The organism is Amycolatopsis sp. VC5-11, assembly GCF_037034185.1.
Classification (GTDB): Bacteria; Actinomycetota; Actinomycetes; order Mycobacteriales; family Pseudonocardiaceae; genus Amycolatopsis; species Amycolatopsis nivea.
In genome coordinates this window covers 291,959-308,280 of sequence record NZ_JBAGKF010000003.1, presented here as the reverse complement: position 1 = coordinate 308,280, position 16,322 = coordinate 291,959, and the positions used below count along the sequence as shown (strand labels likewise).

The window sequence follows — 16,322 nt, the reverse complement described above, 5'->3', positions numbered from 1 at the left end:
ATGACGGCAGGCGAGGGGCAGTCCCAGCTGCGCTCGGCTGTTCTCGCGCGGGCCTGGCAGCGGATCCCGGACGTCGAGGTGCTTTCGGCGGCCGACGGCGGGCCGCTGACGCGCACGATCAAGAAGATCATCGACCCGCTCGTGATCCGCACCTCGGCGCGGACCCGGCTGGGCCGTCCGCTGCTGGATCCGGCCGCCGCGGCGGAAGTGACCGATTTGCTGCTGGCCGATTCGGCGCGGCTGCGCGCCACGGCGGCGTGGTTCACCCACCTCAAGCGCCAGCGGCGGGCCTTGCGCATCACCGCGGGGAACGTTCAGGACGTGTGTTTTCCCCTCGCCTACGAACTCGCGACCGGCTTCGGCATGCCGGACGACTCCGCGCCGGAGCGGGCCGCGGCGGCGTTGCGCGAATGGCACGGCGAAGACGGTGCGGCCGGGGTCGATCAGGTGAGCCAGTACCTCGCTGATCCCCAGCGCGCCGCTGAACTGGCCGCTGAATTGCGCCGTCGCTGGGCTGCGGCACCGGACGGATCTCCCGCAGCATTCGTCGCGCTGCTCGACGCGGTCGCCGACGGCTTCACCGACGAGGCTTGGGAGAAGCTCGCCGACTCCCCCGCTGGGCACGCGTTCGGTCTCGCGTTGCGGCAGCCCGGCGGTGCTGCCGTGCTCACCCGGGCCGTCCGCGAGATTTCCGGTCTGCCCACGCCTGATCTCGGCCTGCAACGCGGCGAACGCACTGCTGTACCTCCGTTGAGCCAGCGCGACGAAACGGGGAACGGGCTTCTCGAACGCAGCATCGAACGCCGGGTCCGAGCGACGCTGCGCCGGGTGGACGGGCAAAGCGCCGTCGCCGACCTGGTCGACGAGGAACTCCGCCGTGCAGCCGCCGGGTTCGGGCTGGAATTACCCGTGCTGGCAACGTGTTTCGTGCTCGGGGTCGTCCTCGCGCCCGCGCTTCGGCCGCTCGACGGGCCCCGCGACCTCCCGGGCTTCGCCCAGCGGCTCAACGCTCAGGTCGCGCGGGAGGGATACGTCCTGTACGCACGCCGGGCGTTGGCCGGTTCGACGCCCCTCACCGCGCAGCCGGACGCCGAGATCCTCCGGGAACTGCGCGAATTCGCGAAGCGCTTCCTCGCCCGGTTGTGGGCGCGGCTGCACGGCTTCGACGTCGGCGGAGAGGTCCCGGACAACTTCCGAGACCTCCTCACCGGGGTGGTCCGGTCGACCTCGCTGGACCTGCGGACAAAAGTACGCCGCGCACTCGTCGCCAACCTGCCGCGATTGGAGGCCGCCTCGTGACCCATCCGGTGCACACTCCGGTCCTCGCGGCGGACGGCGGCCTCATTCGCTTCGCGCTGGCGGATCTGCTGGGCCCTTCGGTGCCGTCGATGCGGATCGAACTCACCGACGCCAGCGCGGCCGAACCGTGGCTGACCAGGCTCGTCGGCGCCGAAGCCAGCTTGACCGCGCTCCGCGACGGATACGTCGACGTCCCGGCGAGCCCGGAGTTGGCCCGCCTCGCACGACTGCTGTGGGCCCGCCGGTGGTGGCCTGCCAGCCCGTTGCTCGGGATCCCGTCGCTCGATCCGGCGCTGCTGGATTTCGAAGCAGCCGTCGCGACCGCGGACCTCGCCGAGGGGTTGCTCGACGGGTTCGAGGCCACCCCGGCTGAGCTGTTCGACCAGGCCGTCAGCGCGGGTCTGGTCGCTGCGGCCGGACCGGTGGCCGACGAAGTCCGCCGTCTGTGCGAGCAGCTTTCGGCCTGGTTCGACCGCGAGGACGACCTCGATCGGGCCGAAGCCGCGGCCTCACTGGCGGCTCGGGTGGCACCAGGGCAACGTGTATACGCCTTGGCAGCGGGTTCCGGTCCCGCCGCGTCTGGCGAGGGTGTGCTGGCAGAGGGACGCGCCAGTGTCGACTGGGCGCGGGTGCCGCCCGGTGTTCTGGACGCAGCCGAGGACACGGTCGCCTGGCGGATCGTGGCGACCAGGACTGCTGCCCGGCTCGACGTCGAGGTCTCGGGCGCGCTCGACGACGCGTCGCTCACCGCCGTGGCGACCCGCGACGGTGCGCAGTTCGCCGAGGTTGCCCTGCACCTGGGCAGCGCAGGGTTCGCCGGAACGACCGACTTGGACGAAGCCGGTGCCAGGCTCGCCGCGACGTCCTCCGGCCGGATCGATCTCATCGTCGGCGCGGCAGACCCGGACGTCGACGGCACCACGTCCGAGGACCGCGCAGAGGTGATCTCCCTGGTGCGGTCCCGCGAATCGTTGCCGCCGGAGGCCCGCACCTTGGCTGAGCGAGCCGCAGCCGACGAGGAGTTCTGACGTGCTCGTGGGGTTGCCGCCTCCGCTCGCCTCACCGGATCGGCCACTGCCTGCCGAACTGGCCGATGCGGTGTCGCACGGCTACAACTGTCGTTGTGTCGCAAGGCATTTCAGCCTCGACCCGATGGCGTACCAGGAATTGCCCGCCTGCTCGCTGAGCCAAGCCGAGTACGACGCGCTGCTCGCCGAGGCCTTCGCCGTCCAGAACGAGGCCAAGAAACTCGCCGCAGCACGGGATGTCGCCGGGGCACAGCGGGCTTATGCACGGATGCGACAGCTCGCTCAGCAGCTCGACCGCGTCAGCCTCGAAGTCGCCGCGGTCAGCGATCTGGCCACGGTCTGCTACTCCGCGGGCGATCTCCGCAATGCGCGCCAGTGCGCGGAAGCCGTCCTCAACGTCTTCGCGGTCAGCATCGCCGCCATCGTCCACTTCGGACAGTATGCCGAACTGCGGATGATCGAAGGCTCTCGCGAGGTAGCGGAACGCGTCCTCATCTCACTGTCCACGGAGGAGGGTGATCTCGCCAGGGCACGCGAGTTGCTGGCGGATCAGCGGCGGCGCGCGGCGTTCCGGAAGGCCGCCGAACCCGGCCAGTTCCCGCGCGAACAGCTCGACCCGCACGGCGCCGACGAGCTGGAGCTGCGCATCCTCGAAGCGCGCGTGCAGGTGGCCGCCGGGGACCCGGCCGGTGCGCGGGACGCGATCGACGAGATCCTGACTAGCCTGGACCGCCTCGCGGACATAGCCGAGGTCCGCGACCAGGTGGCGGCGCTGCAAGCAATGGCGCGAGCCGAACGCGCCCGGATCCGCCAGGCAGGCGGCGAGGAAGCGGACGCGACGGCGGATTTCCTGCGGCTCAACGCCCGGCACGAAGGTCCGACGGCGGCGAAATTCGCGATCAGCCTGGCCGAAACCCGCGCGCTCGACGGAGATTTCAGCGGCGCGATGGCGGCGATAGTCCAGGCCCGAGACGAACTCGCTGCCGCAGGGGTCACCGGCGACGTCGCCGAGGCGAGCTACGCGCTGGGCAGCTTGCTCCTGCTCGCCGGTGCTGCAGCGCAGGCGCGAGAACAGTTCGAGCACGCGGGAAAGCTGTGGGCCGCGAACGGCGACACCCCCGGCGCGCGACGGCTCGTCGCGGCGCTGGCTCGCTGTGCGGCGGCCGACGGCGACTGGACGTCGGCGGAAGAGCACGTGGCCCAGCTCCAGGCGGCGGCGCGCGAGTCGGGCGAATGGCTGGAGTGCCTGCGAGCCGATTACCTCGCGGCCGCGATCGGCTACGAACGCGGCGAAGACCCGCGGGCGGTGCTGGACCTGCTGTTGCCAGTGACCCTCGCCGCGCAGGAGTACCGGTTCGCGTTCGCGTCGGCTCAGGCCCGCACCGCGTGGGCGAACAGCGTCGCGGGCCCAGCGGCGGAGCTGCTGATGGTCCTGCTGACCCAACTCCGCGAAACGCGGCTGACCGCGGAGCTGATCGAACGCGCGTGCGCGGTCGGGGCGTATCCGGAGGACCGTTCGCTGAACCTTACCGGCACGCTCCCCGCGCTGGCACCGCCGGTCGAGGACGGTCAGCTTCCCTTGGCAGCATTGGGTTCGGTCACCTCGTCGCTGCCGCTCCGGCTCGCCGCGCCGCCCGGGCTGCGGTGGTCGCCGTCCTCGCCGATGGAGCTGGACGGCTGGTCCCAGCTGGCCGCCGAGCGTTACGGATGCGGATCGGCACCGGGGACTGTCGAGACCTGGCCCGCCGCCGCACCCGGTCGCGAGACGTTCATCCTTCGCTACGCCGACGCCGGGCACACCTACCTCAGCTGGCGCACCACCAGTGACCTCGACACTGTCCATACGCACCCCATCGACGCCGATCTCGTCGACACCGCGCGCGGCTTCCTCGCCGAGGCTTCCCCGACACCGCGGGAAGGCGAGCCGGTCGCGGCCGCGGTCCGTCGTTCGCTCGACGCTTTCGGCAGTTTCACCGCGGAGCAACGCCTTGCTCGCGTCCTCGCGCTCAACCTCCTGCCCGCCGATCTCGTCGCGCAACTCCGTCGCGCCAACCGTCCGCTGTTGCGAATCCAGCCGTCCCCAGCGCTCGCCGTGGTCCCGTGGGGCCTGCTCGCTCTGCCCCACCGTCGCCCGGACCACGCGCTCGACGCTGACGAGGTCGACACTTGCTTCGACAGCGACGCCCGGATCCTCGACCTCGCCGACGTCTCGCTGCTCGCCCCCGCCGCAATCCCGCGCCGCGAACCGGCTCCCGGCGGGCCGCCCGTCTACCTGCTCGACCCGCGGATCCCCGGGCAGAGCGCGTTCGGCGAATTGGGCTCCGTGCTCGGCAAGCAAACCGCCGCTTCCCCGCTGATCCGCCACCTCGACGCACAACTCGCCGCGGGCCCCGTCCGCCCCGCCGCCGAGCGCGGCCTCGACCTGGTCCGCCGCACCGACACCGACCGCCGGCTCCTCGCCGACCTGCTGACGGAACCGTGTTCGCGGCTGGTGTTCGCCGGGCACGTCAGCCGCATCCAGGACGTCCACGGTCCGCAGACCGCCCTGCATTTGTCGTGCTCGGCCGACCTGCCCGGCACCGCCGCGCCGATCGGGGCGCACCGGCCGTTCACCGCCGCTGACCTGGCACTGTCCGAAGTGGACATGCCCGCGCGGGTCGCGCTGATCGGCTGCGCCAGCGCGAGCGACTTCGGCCTGCCGGAACCGTTCGGCGTCCTGCTCGCCGCGGTCGCCTCCGGGGCCGGTCTGGTCGCCGCGACGGTGTGGGCGCTGCCGACGTCGGCCGCGGTGCCGGGCGCGGATCCGATGGCTGAGTTGATCATTGCCGTGGACACCGCGCTTGCCGGAGCCGACCCGGTTGCCGAGCTGTGCGCGTGGCAGCGGGCCCGGCTCGCTCACTGGCGCGAGCGACCCGAACCAGCCCATTCCCCGATCTTCTGGGCAGCCCTGACCTGCCTCGACGCCACCGACGACGCCAAAACTTGGGTTCGGTAGCAGCCCGCCCGCCCGAAGCTGTGTCCAGCACACCGACACAGCGAAAGGCACCCGATGTTCAAGAAGATCCGCGACAAGATCAACGAAGCCACCCAGCAGGGCATGGCGAAGGGCGCGCAGGACTTCCAGCAGCACGCCGAGCTGTTCCGGCAGGCGGCCGCCGCGCAGGGGCACGACATCACGCCGCAGTTGCCGACGCCGCAGCTCGCCGCGCAGGCGTACCGCAACGTCGCGGCCGACCCCGAGACGGCTGCGTTCCTGGCGCTGCCGATGCACGAGCAGCTGCGCCAGCAGCAGGAACTGCAGGCCTACGGCACCGAACTGCGCCGGTTGTACGACACCGGCGAGAAGGCCACCCTGGTGATCCGCGCGCTGGAGCCCACCGGCCGGACGGTCGCCGGGCAGGCGCAGTACACCGCCACCCTGGAGGTCACCCGCGCCGACGGCATGATGTACCGCACGGTCACCCCGCTGATCACCCCGCAGGCGACGATCCAGCAGTACGCACCCGGCACCCGGCACGAAGCCCGTCTCGACCCCGCCGATCCGGCGAAGGTCGCCGTGTTCGGGCCGATCGCGTAGGCGGCCGCGGTGTTCAACTCCTTGGCATTCGGGCTCGCGGACGACCCTGAACAGAACCGGGCGTCGACCCGGCGGCTGTGGCTTCTCGGGATTCCCACGACGCTCGCCTGGGCGGTCGCCGGCTGGTCCGGCGCGCTCGGGCTGCTGGACGGCTTCCGCCTGATGTCGCTGAACCGCGTCGGCGCGTGGGGGGCCGACGCGGGACCGGCGGGTTCCCTCGTGTTGTTCTTCAGCCTGGCGGTGACGATCGCGTCGTCGCTGGGGTTCGCGATGCTGTGGGGCGGCGGGATGTCGTTGCGCCGCATGGGAATCAGCTTCCGGGCCAGCTCGCTGGCAGCAGCACTCGGCGTGACGCTGGGTAGCGGTGTGGCGGCTCCGTCGTGGACACCGCCCGAATCGGTCGGCGAGCGACTGCCCTTCCTCGACGGCAAGGCCGAGCCGTGGTCCGATGTGGACTGGGTGATCTACTACGAGCCGTTTCTGGTGCCCGCGGTGTCCGGGCTCATCACACTGGTGCTAATCGTGGTGCTGCTGCGGTCTTTCCTCCGCGCGGCCGAGGCGGACGATCGCGAGCAGGCGCTGCGGCACTGCGGCCGCCAGGCGACGGGCGTCCTCACCCGGGTGGATTTCACCAACGTCTGGGTGATGGGGAATCCGCGATTCAGCGTCCACGTGCGGTTTCCCACCGAGACCGGCGAGCGCGAGGCCGTGACCACGATGATCACGCCGCTCTTCCAAGCCCCTTCCGAGGGTTCGGCAGTGCGGGTCCGCTACGACCCGCAGGACCCGAAAGCCGTTCTGGTGGAACCGGTTTCCCGCTGACCAAGTCTGGAGCACGTCCATGCGCACGATCGCGCTCGGTTTCCTGACCGGCATCGTCGTCGGAGCGACCGTCTGCTCGCTCGTCGTCGGGATCATCGTCGAAAGTGTTCCGCTGTTCGTGGCCGGGTTCGGAATTCCGCTCGGCTACGGCGTTCTCGTCTGGCTCGGCGGTCTGCCGCGACGCGCCCGCGAGGCGGCAGTCCCGCCGACAGTGGCACTCGCCCGGATCGAAAGCCTCCGCGCCGGCGGCACCGAAACGGGCGATCTCCCGGTCGAGTTCGTCCTCACGGTGGCACCGGACGGGGAGCCGGCACATCGCGCGACGGCGACCCGCACGGTCAACCTGGCCGATCTCCCGAACTACCGCAAGGGCGACGTCCTGGTGGTCGCTTACCCGCCGGAGCGCCCGTGGAAGGTCCGGCTCGTGGACAACCCGACGCCGGAATGGCAGCGCCGGGCGGCGGAAGCGGTCATCGAACCCGCTCCCGAGTCCGCTCTGGTCGCCCCGCCGCCGGAGGGGTGCGCGGCCGGTGCCCTCACCCTCGTCGGGATACTGCTCGGCGCGGGCGCCGTTCTCGGGCTCTTCCGCGCCGAACTGTTCGCTCCGGAAGCTCCGTCACCGCCTCCCGCGTCCTCCACCGAGACCACTTCCTCAGGGTCCGCGACGGTCGACGTCGGCCCCGAGCAATCGTTGCTGGACGAGGGAGAACTGCGCCGCGCCGTCGACGGGCTGGCCCAGGCCACGGACGTCTCGCAGACGCTCACCGCGGTCGTCCAGGAGCACCGGCTGACGGTCGTCTTCGCCCCGACCGAGGTCCAGGTCCCGCGATTCGATCTCCGCACCCTGCCCGTCACCGAGATCCCGCGCCTGGTCCGGAAAGCCTTGCAGACCCTCGACGTCGGGACACCGCAGACCTGGCAGGTCACCATCGCGCAGCTGCCGTCCGCACGCACCATCCGCGTCACGGTGACCGGCCCCAACGGCAGCGCTTCCCTCGCTGGGTGATCAGCCCGTCAGTCCCAGCGAAGCGCCGAGCAGCAAAAGTCCTTTGGCGGTGCGCGGATCCGCGCCGGTCAGGTTGGCGATGCGCGACAGGCGATTGTCCACTGTGTTCGGATGGACGTGCAGCTTCCGCGCGGTCTCGCGACGGTTGAAGTCAGTCTCGAAATAGGTCCGCAGTGTCGTCGTCAGATCAGGCTCGCCATCCAGCCGCGACGCCAGCGCGCGCAACTGCGGGGTGGCCGCGCTGTCGTGGTTGAGCTGGTATTCGAAGAGGTGATCCGCAAGCACCGCAACGGTATCCGGGACTGCGTTCAACCGCAGCAGCCGCTCCGCTTCCGCTACCGCCGCCGGGACTTCCGACAGTTCTGCCGCGTGGGCGAACGCGCCGGTGATCTCCACGCCCGTGGTCTGATGCGCTCGCGGCACCGCCAACCGCGCCTCATCCAGCACCGCTTCGGCATTGTCCGAACCGGACGGAAGCAACAACAGGCCGCCGTCGGGATCCAGCGCGGCCAGCACGTCTCCGGAGAGTTCGCGACGCAGGTGCTGCAACAGCAACCGCACCTTCCTCTGCCCGGCGAGATGGCGGCCGACCGCGTCGCCGACGGAATCCGCTGGGTCCACGGCGAACCGCAGCGCCAGCACGCCGTACGCCGGGGCTAGCCGGACGTCCGCCGGCTCCGGGACCGACTCCCCCGCCGCCAGCCGCCGCACCAGCGCCCGCGCCGCCTCGCGTTGTTCGTGGTCCGCGGTCTGGAATTCCTTCTGGTGCGCCTGCACCGCCGCGTTCATCACCCGGTGCGTGCACTTCAGCAGCACCGCCGCCGCGCCGTCCGGCGGAGACCCGCCGGACAGGTCGTCGACCTCCGCCCACATCTCCTCGGCCACCAGGAGGTAGGCGTGCACGAACTCGCCGACCGGCAGCCCCTCCGCGCCTCGCTCCCGGCCGCGTTGCCGGAACAGCTCCAGCTCGTCCTCGCGCGGCTCGTCCCCCTCCCGCGCCGCGCGGGAGAACATCCGGCCGAACTCGCGGACCGTGTGCGCCATGTGCTGGTGCAGGTGCGCGGGCGCCTTGCCGCGGTAGTGCGGCGAGGTCTCGACGTACCGGCGGATCGTCCGCTCGGCCAGCTTCGGCAGCCGGTGCTCGAAGCTGCGCCACGACAGTTGTGACATGTCACAGCACGGTAGCCGAAACCCTGGGCAATGTGCGCTACCAGCTGGAGAGGCCAGCGGCGACAGTTGGGGTTGTGTCCATGACCGCGATCACAGGAGGTCCCGCACCGATGCGCTGCGAGCCGCTGTTCCGCCCGAAATCGGTCGCCGTGGTCGGCGTTTCCGCGACCACCGCGCTCTCCTGGGGACGGATCGCGCTGGACCGGCTGCTGCGCGGCGGCTACGGCGGCGAGATCTTCGCGGTCTCCCGCGGCCCGCTCGACCTGCCCGGCGTCCGCACGGTCGGCTCGCTCGCCGAGATCGGCTACGGCCCCGACCTCGTGGTCCTCGCGACCCCGGCGGAAACGGTTCCCACGCTGGTCAGGCAGGCGCGCGAACTCGGCTCCGGGGCGGTCATCGTGTTCGCGTCCGGTTTCGCCGAGGGCGGCAACACCGCGCTCGAAGACGAACTGCGCGAAGCTGCCGGAGACCTGCCGGTGCTCGGCCCGAACTGCCTGGGCGTGGTGAGCCACCCGGCCGGAGTGCAACTGTCGACGACGGTTTTCCTCGACCGCGAGCGCGTGCCGCCGGGTCCGATCGCGATCGTCACGCAGAGCGGCGCGATGGGATTCGTGCTCGCTGACCTGCTCGAACAGGCCGGGATCGGCTACTCCTACTACGCGAGCGTCGGGAACGAAGCCTGCCTGTCCAGCCACGAAATCGGCAGCGGCCTGCTCGACCAGCCGGACGTCGAGGTGCTCGTGCTCTACCTCGAAGGCGTGCGCGACGCGGACGGTCTCCGCGCGCTCGGCCGTCAGGCGCGGGCAGCGGGCAAGACCGTGGTCGCGCTCGCGGTGGGCAGCAGCGCCGCCGGTCGACAGGCCGCGCTGTCGCACACGGCGGCCGTCGCCGGTGATCACTTCTTGCTCGCTTCGCTGTGCCGTCAGGAAGGAATCCACCTGGTCACCGACGACGACCAGCTCGTGGACGCGGTGCTCTGCGCCCGCAAAGGCACGACGCTGCCTCCGGCACCAAGGCTCGCCGTGCTCACCATGTCCGGCGGCGCGGGCGGCATCCTCGCCGACAACCTGACCGCGCTGGGAGTGCGGATTCCGCCGCTTTCCGGTGCGACGCGCGCGAAACTCGCGGAGGTCGGCGGCGTCGAGGCCGCTGATGAGAACCCCGTCGACCTCGGCGGCAACATCGACCGCTGGCTCGACCGGGTCGGCGATCTGCTCGGCGCGCTCGACGAAGACCCGGAACTGGACGGCGTCGTGCTCTATCTGACGTTCGGCGACCGGTTCCGCGAGCCCTACCACCGGCTGGCCGCGGCCGCCGCTGCGATGCGGACGCCGACGTGGTTCGTCTGGGCCTGCGCGCCGCCCGGCGAGCTGGCGAACGTCGGACGGCCGGACACCGTGCTGCCCAGCATCGGCGCTCTCGTGCGTCGCCTTCGGGTGCTGGTGCCCGACCGGGTCCTCGAGCCCGCGAGCCACACCACGGCCGATGACCGTCCAGTGTGGACTGAACTGCGCGCCATCCCGCTGTTGGAAGGCGCTGGCATCCCGCATGTGGACACCCTCGCCGGGGTCGATCTTGCCGCCAAGATAAGACAAAACGGCTGGCCGGGGCCGTATGTGGTCAAGGGCGATGCCGCCGACGTGCCGCATCGGGCCCGGGCCGGACTCGTCCGCGTCGGCGTCACGGCGGCTGAGCTCCCCGCGGTGCTGGACACGCTCCAAGCGCGGCTGGACGAGGTCTCCACCGACCCGGACCGCATCCTCGTCGTGCAACCCCTGCTGCCGCACACCGCCGAACTCGCCCTCGGGGCGACGCGAGACCCGTTGTACGGCACGGCAATCGTCCTCGGCGCGGGCGGCGACCGTGCCGAAGACCCCACTGCGCCCCGGCGCGCGCTGCTGCTCCCGGCTACCCCAGAGCAGCGGACCGAACTGGCCACCTGGGCTGGCGACGTCCTCGCCGCACCGGTCCCCGCCGTCGCCGCCGCGATCGACGGGCTCGTCCGCATCCTCGGCGACCATCCGGAATTCGCCGAAGCCGACCTCAACCCGCTCTGCGTCACCGGCGACGACCTGGTCGCCGTCGACGCGCTCTTCACCGAGAACGCTCAGGAGGCATCCCGTGACTGACCTACTCGACTATGCCGACAAGGTCTGGCGAGGCGAGGCCGACACCCGCGTCTACCACACCGGCACGCTGCGCAAGGACGGTCTGCACGAGCTGGCCGAGGGCGTCTGGATGTGGCCGGCGTTCGGCAACGTCTTCCTCTTCCCCACCGCCGACGGCCTGTTCTGCTTCGACACCGGCGAACGCCGCACCGCGAAGGACCTGTTCGGCGCGACCCGCGCCCGCACCGATGCGCCGCTGCACACCGCTGTCTACTCGCACGGGCACATCGACCACGTCTTCGGCGTCGGCCCGTTCGACCTCGAAGCCGAGGAGCGCGGCTGGCGTCGCCCGTCCGTGCTGGCCCACGAGAACACGCCGCCGCGCTTCGAGCGGTACGAACGCACCCGCGGCTACAACACGGTGATCAACCAGCGGCAGTTCCAGTCGCCCGGATTCCGCTGGCCGGACCGGTACCGGCACCCCGACGTCACCTACCGCGACACCACGACCCTGCGGATCGGCGACCTGGACCTCCAGCTGAAACACGGCCGCGGCGAGACGGACGACGCGACGATCGCGTGGCTGCCCGACCGGAAAATCCTGTGCTGCGGCGACTTCTTCATCTGGTCCTCCCCCAACCCGGGCAACCCGCAGAAGGTCCAGCGCTACGCCGCCGAGTGGGCGCGGGCGCTGCGCTGGATGGCGGGGCTGGGCGCGGAACTGCTGCTGCCCGGGCACGGCGTGCCGATCGTGGGCGCCGACCGGATCCGGACCGCGCTGTCCGACACCGCCGAGTTCCTCGAGACTCTGCACGACCAGACCGTGGACGCGATGAACGCGGGAGCCACGCTCGACGAGGTCGTCCACGGCGTCACCGCGCCCGCCGAACTGCTGGCCAAGCCGTATCTCAAACCGTCCTACGACGAGCCGGAATTCGTCGTCCGCAACATCTGGCGGCTCTACGGCGGCTGGTACGACGGCAACCCGGCCAACCTCAAACCCGCGCGCCGCGCCGAGCTGTCCCGCGAACTCGCCGACCTGTCCGGCGGCTCCGACCGGCTGGCCGCGCGGGCGCGGGAACTGCTCGCCGCCGGCGAACACCGGCTGGCCGGGCACTTCGCCCAGCTCGCCGTGGACGCGGCCCCGGACGACGAAACCGCGCACACCGCCCGCGCGGAAGTGTTCACCGCACTGGAAAAGGCCGCGACCTCGACGATGGCCAAGGGCGTCTACGCCTGGGCCGCCGCCGAATCCCAAGCCGTGCTCGACGGAACCGACCGCGCCGAACAACTGCGCGCCCGCACCGCGGGCCGCACCCGCTGGGCCTTCTGACCCGCCTTCCGCACCACCCCGTCCGACAACGACGTTGAAATGGGGACCCCACGATGAACGCTCCCGCTCTCCCCGCCGAAACCGCCGCCGGCGCGCGCACCCGCGGCACCAGCGCCCGCGGCTGGGTCGTCACCGGGCTGCTGCTGGTGTTCATGCTGATCAACTTCGCGGACAAGGCCGTGCTCGGTCTCGCCGCGAAACCGCTGATGCACGATCTCGGCCTGTCGCCCGAGGCGTACGGCCTGATCAGCAGCGGGTTCTACTTCCTGTTCAGCATTTCCGCGATCGTGGTCGGCTTCGTGTCGAACCGCGTGCCGACCAAGTGGATCCTGCTGGTGCTGGGCGTCGTCTGGGCGCTGACCCAGGCCCCGATGCTCGGCACCGTCGGGTTCGGGGCGGTGCTGGTCAGCCGGATCGTTCTGGGCGCGGCCGAGGGCCCGGCGAACCCGCTGGCCATGCACGCGGCGTACAAGTGGTTCCCCAACGAGAAACGCGGCCTGCCGAGCGCGTTGCTGAACGCGGGTTCGGGCATCGGCGTGGCGCTCGCGTCGCCGCTGCTGACCGCACTGATCGTCGGGTACGGCTGGCGGTGGGCGTTCTTCGCGCTGCTCGTCGTCGGCCTCCTGTGGTCGGTGCTGTGGGCGATCTTCGGGCGGGAGGGCAAGGTCGCCGGAACCGCGTCGGTGCACGCGAACGCGGTCAAGTCCGAAGCGGACGAACCGCGTGTGCCGTACCGGCGGATCCTGCTGAACGGCACCTGGCTCGGCGGGTTCCTGGCCGGATTCGCCGCGTACTGGGCGCTGGCCGTGCTGGTCGCGTGGGTGCCGCATTACCTGGAAACGGCGTTGCACTACAGCACGGTGACCACCGGGACCCTGGTCGCGCTGCCGTGGATCGCCTCGGTCGTGTTCAACCTCGCCCAGGGCGCGCTGAGCGACCGGCTGATGCGGCGCGGCGTGTCGAGCCGGGTGGCGCGCGGCGTGCTCGGCGGGATCGCGGTGCTGATCTCCGGTCTCGCGATGCTGCTGTTCCCGCACACCGGCGGCTGGTTCCAGATCGCATTGCTGACCGTCGCCTTCAGCCTGGGCGGCGTCGTGTTCGCGCTCGGCGTCACGATGAACGCCGAGATCAGCCCGACCCGCCAGCGCGGCGCGGTGCTGTCGATCACCGTCGGCCTGGTGACCACCGCCGGACTGCTCGCCCCGTACCTCACCGGACGGCTGATCCAGGCCGCCTCGTCGCCGGTCAGCGGCTTCACGCTCGCCTTCACGATCAGCGGCCTGCTGTCCATTGTGGGCGGTCTGCTGGCCGTCTTCTTCGTCAACCCCGACCGCACCGCGCGGCGGCTCGGGCTCCGCACCGAGGTGGTTCGCTGATGCCTTTCCAGGACACCAAAAACCCGCTCTACGGCAGCGGCCAGGTCACCGAGGTCGCGCCCGGCGTGCGCTCGATCGGCTTGCAGGGCAACAGCCTGACGGTGGAAACCGCGTCGGGCCTCGTCGTGGTCGACACCGGACCGTCCCCCGACCTTGTCGCGCCGGTGCTGGACCAGCTGCGCGAACCGGTGCGGTGGATCGTCTACAGCCATGGGCATCTCGGCTACAACTACGGCGTGCCCGGGTTCTTCGATTACGCGGCCGCGCACGGCGAACGCCGCCCGACCGTCGTGGCGCACGAGAACGTCGTCCGGCGCTACCAGCGGTATCTCGAGACGGCCGGATTGCAGAACCACATCAACACCCGGCAGTTCCGCCGCCCGATGGACGACCTGTCGGCTCCCCCGCCGCTCACCTTCCCCGACCAGACCTACCGGGAAGCGCTGACGCTGACCCCGGACGTCCGGCTGCTGTGGGCACCCTCCGAAACCGACGACGTGACCGCGGTGTGGCTGCCTTCCCAGCGGGTTCTGTACGGCAGCGCCGCGGTGATCAACGGCATCCCCAACATCGGGACGCCCATGCGGACCATGCGCGACACCGTCCGCTGGGCCGACACCCTGGACCGGCTCGCCGCACTCAACCCGGCGGTCCTGGTGCCGGAATTCGGCCCGGTGGTGCGCGAAGACCCGGTCCGGCAGCTCACCATGACCGCCGCCGCGCTCCGGTGGCTGCGCAGCGCGGTGGTGGACCAGCTCAACCGGGGCCGGAGGGTGGACGACATCGTGCACGATCTCCGGTACCCGGCTGAGTTGTTCGACGTGCCGTGGATGCGCGAGCACTACGGGCACCGGGAGTACATCGTCCGGGACATCGTCCGCTCGGAAACCGGGTGGTGGGACGGAAATCCGACGACCCTGCACCCGTCCCGCCCGGACGTCGCGGCCGCTGCCCGCGCGGAGGCGATCACGGACAAGCAGGCGGTGCTCGACCAGGCCGAGCGGCTGCGCGGTGACGGGCGGGTGCAGGAAGCGTTGCATGTCATCGATCTGCTGGCGCTCGCGCCTGGCGATGATCCGTTGGTGAAGCAGGCTCGGGCGATGAAGGAAGAGCTGTGCGCAGTGCGGGCGGAGGAGGCTAGCAGTTACGTGTCGCGGAGTTTTTACCGCAGCGGCTGGTGATGCCGCGGCGACAGTTGACGTCCGGCCAGCGCCGACCTTCGGAAGCACAGACCGCAGCAACCGAGGCAAGCGTGGTCGAGACAACCACGACAGGAACCTCCACATTCTTCGCCCTCGGCTAAGCAAGAGGAGCCCCCGACACCGCAGCCTCAGGTCGGCGCAAAGCCGCGAGCTGCAACCCGAGCACAACGCCGACCCCGATCGCTGCGGTGGACACAATCGCCTCCGCTACCGCGTCCCAGGCGCCGGGGATCCGTGCGAATACCTGCGACAGGCTCAAATACAGCGCAGGCCCCGGCAGCACCGCACCCGTCAAGCCCGGGATCGTGACCACCGCGGTCGGCACCTTCAGCGTCCGCGAAGCCACCCCCGCCAGCACACCTAACACCGTCGTGGCAAGGAAAATCGACACCGGAGCCGACAGGCCGAGCGCGGACCGGCCCGTCCAGTTGGCCAGTGACGTCACGATCCCGGCCCCGCACGCGAGCAGCCACCAGCGCGCGGGCGTGCCCATCAGGATCGCGTTGCCCAGTGCACCCACCAGGGCCGTCACCGGGACCAGGGCCAGCGGCAGCGCGGCGAGTTGCACCCGGCTGGCCGCGCCGAGGATGTCGAGGTCGTTCGCCACCGACACCACGACCATCACGCCGGTCGCGATCGCCCCGGTGAGCAGCAGGACCGTCACGATCCGGGCGGCCGCCATCAGGTGGAAGTCGCCGACCGCGTCCTCGACCAGCGACACCAGCGACAGGATCGGCAACAGCAGCACCAGGTTCGCCGCCGAAAGGCTCGCCGCCTCGTGCCCGGTGAGCACTCCGAGCGACAGCAAGGAGATCGCGACGACCAGCACCGTGCTGGCTTTGGCCGCGACCTGGAAGAACTCCGCGATGCCGACCGTGCTCAACGCCCAACCCACCCGGTTGGCGAGAACGAACAACCCGGCCGACACCGCCGCGGCGAGCGCGGTTCCGTTCGCCTGAAGGCAAATCATCGCGGCGAGCAGGCATCCGCCGAGCAAACTTACGTACCACGGCCAAGTCGGCCCCGCTTGAGCGAGGATTCCGGCGTCGCGCTCGGCTTCGGCAGGCGAAATCGTACCGGCGGCGGCGCGGACGGCGAGCGCCTCCAAATCTCCCATCCGGCCGATGTCGCGCGCGTCGTTCGCCTGCACGCTCCCGAACAGCACCAGCGGTTCTCCCCCGCCGCCGCAGTATTGGAGGTGAATTGCCCGTACTCCCACCGAAATCCGCAAATCCTCGATGCCGCCCGCCGCGGCCAGCCCGCGGACTGTGCGCACGACGACGGCAGTTTCGATGCCCTGCCGGAACATCTGCATCGCCACCTCGAGGGCGAAGCTCAGCACCCGTCGCGCCCGTTCGCGCTCGTCCACTGCCATGCCCCGCACTTTAAGCAGCCGCCCCG

12 protein-coding genes are annotated in these 16,322 nt (G+C 70.9%); 10 read left to right on the top strand and 2 right to left on the bottom strand.

Annotated features, from left to right (window positions below; genetic code table 11):
• The 6 genes from WA670_RS12930 (at position 1) to WA670_RS12905 (ending at position 7,732) form a co-directional block, all read left to right on the top strand.
• Positions 1–1,299, top strand: a complete 1,299-nt coding sequence (locus WA670_RS12930; RefSeq protein ID WP_336157816.1) for a hypothetical protein — start codon at positions 1–3, stop codon at positions 1,297–1,299.
• Entirely contained in the window at positions 1,296–2,327 is a 1,032-nt protein-coding gene (locus WA670_RS12925; protein ID WP_336157815.1) for a hypothetical protein, read from the top strand. The genes WA670_RS12930 and WA670_RS12925 overlap by 4 nt, the downstream gene beginning before the upstream one ends.
• Before the next feature lie 124 nt (positions 2,328–2,451).
• Positions 2,452–5,322 carry a hypothetical protein gene (locus tag WA670_RS12920; RefSeq protein WP_336157813.1) on the top strand — a complete coding sequence of 957 codons (2,871 nt, stop codon included), beginning with the start codon at positions 2,452–2,454 and terminating at the stop codon, positions 5,320–5,322.
• A 54-nt stretch (positions 5,323–5,376) separates the two neighbouring features.
• The gene (locus WA670_RS12915; protein WP_275292015.1) at positions 5,377–5,904 is read left to right on the top strand and encodes a hypothetical protein; all 528 of its coding nucleotides are present in this window, start codon (positions 5,377–5,379) and stop codon (positions 5,902–5,904) included.
• Positions 5,905–5,913: 9 nt separating this feature from the next.
• Positions 5,914–6,726, top strand: coding sequence for a DUF3592 domain-containing protein (locus WA670_RS12910; protein ID WP_275292016.1), 813 nt, complete (start codon positions 5,914–5,916; stop codon positions 6,724–6,726).
• A gap of 19 nt (positions 6,727–6,745) precedes the next feature.
• On the top strand, positions 6,746–7,732 hold the full coding sequence (locus tag WA670_RS12905; protein WP_336157812.1) for a hypothetical protein: 987 nt from the start codon (positions 6,746–6,748) through the stop codon (positions 7,730–7,732).
• Here the strand turns inward: WA670_RS12905 and WA670_RS12900 are convergent, their stop codons facing one another.
• Positions 7,733–8,902 carry a PucR family transcriptional regulator gene (locus tag WA670_RS12900; protein WP_275292018.1) on the bottom strand — a complete coding sequence of 390 codons (1,170 nt, stop codon included), beginning with the start codon at positions 8,900–8,902 and terminating at the stop codon, positions 7,733–7,735.
• An 80-nt stretch (positions 8,903–8,982) separates the two neighbouring features.
• On the opposite strand from WA670_RS12900, the gene WA670_RS12895 reads away from it, so the two are divergent.
• Genes WA670_RS12895 through WA670_RS12880 form a run of 4 tightly spaced genes read left to right on the top strand, consistent with a single transcriptional unit; the run spans position 8,983 to position 14,900 of the window.
• Complete coding sequence (locus tag WA670_RS12895) at positions 8,983–11,031, top strand: acetate--CoA ligase family protein (RefSeq protein ID WP_336157811.1); 2,049 nt, start codon at positions 8,983–8,985, stop codon at positions 11,029–11,031.
• The gene (locus WA670_RS12890) at positions 11,024–12,343 is read left to right on the top strand and encodes an alkyl sulfatase dimerization domain-containing protein (protein ID WP_336157810.1); all 1,320 of its coding nucleotides are present in this window, start codon (positions 11,024–11,026) and stop codon (positions 12,341–12,343) included. The genes WA670_RS12895 and WA670_RS12890 overlap by 8 nt, the downstream gene beginning before the upstream one ends.
• 53 nt (positions 12,344–12,396) lie before the next feature.
• On the top strand, positions 12,397–13,719 hold the full coding sequence (locus WA670_RS12885; protein ID WP_336157809.1) for an MFS transporter: 1,323 nt from the start codon (positions 12,397–12,399) through the stop codon (positions 13,717–13,719).
• On the top strand, positions 13,719–14,900 hold the full coding sequence (locus tag WA670_RS12880; protein WP_336157808.1) for an alkyl sulfatase dimerization domain-containing protein: 1,182 nt from the start codon (positions 13,719–13,721) through the stop codon (positions 14,898–14,900). The genes WA670_RS12885 and WA670_RS12880 overlap by 1 nt, the downstream gene beginning before the upstream one ends.
• Before the next feature lie 118 nt (positions 14,901–15,018).
• On the opposite strand, the gene WA670_RS12875 is transcribed toward WA670_RS12880, so the two are convergent.
• Positions 15,019–16,296, bottom strand: a complete 1,278-nt coding sequence (locus tag WA670_RS12875; protein ID WP_238605850.1) for a threonine/serine exporter family protein — start codon at positions 16,294–16,296, stop codon at positions 15,019–15,021.
• Between the last annotated feature and the right edge of the window lie 26 nt (positions 16,297–16,322).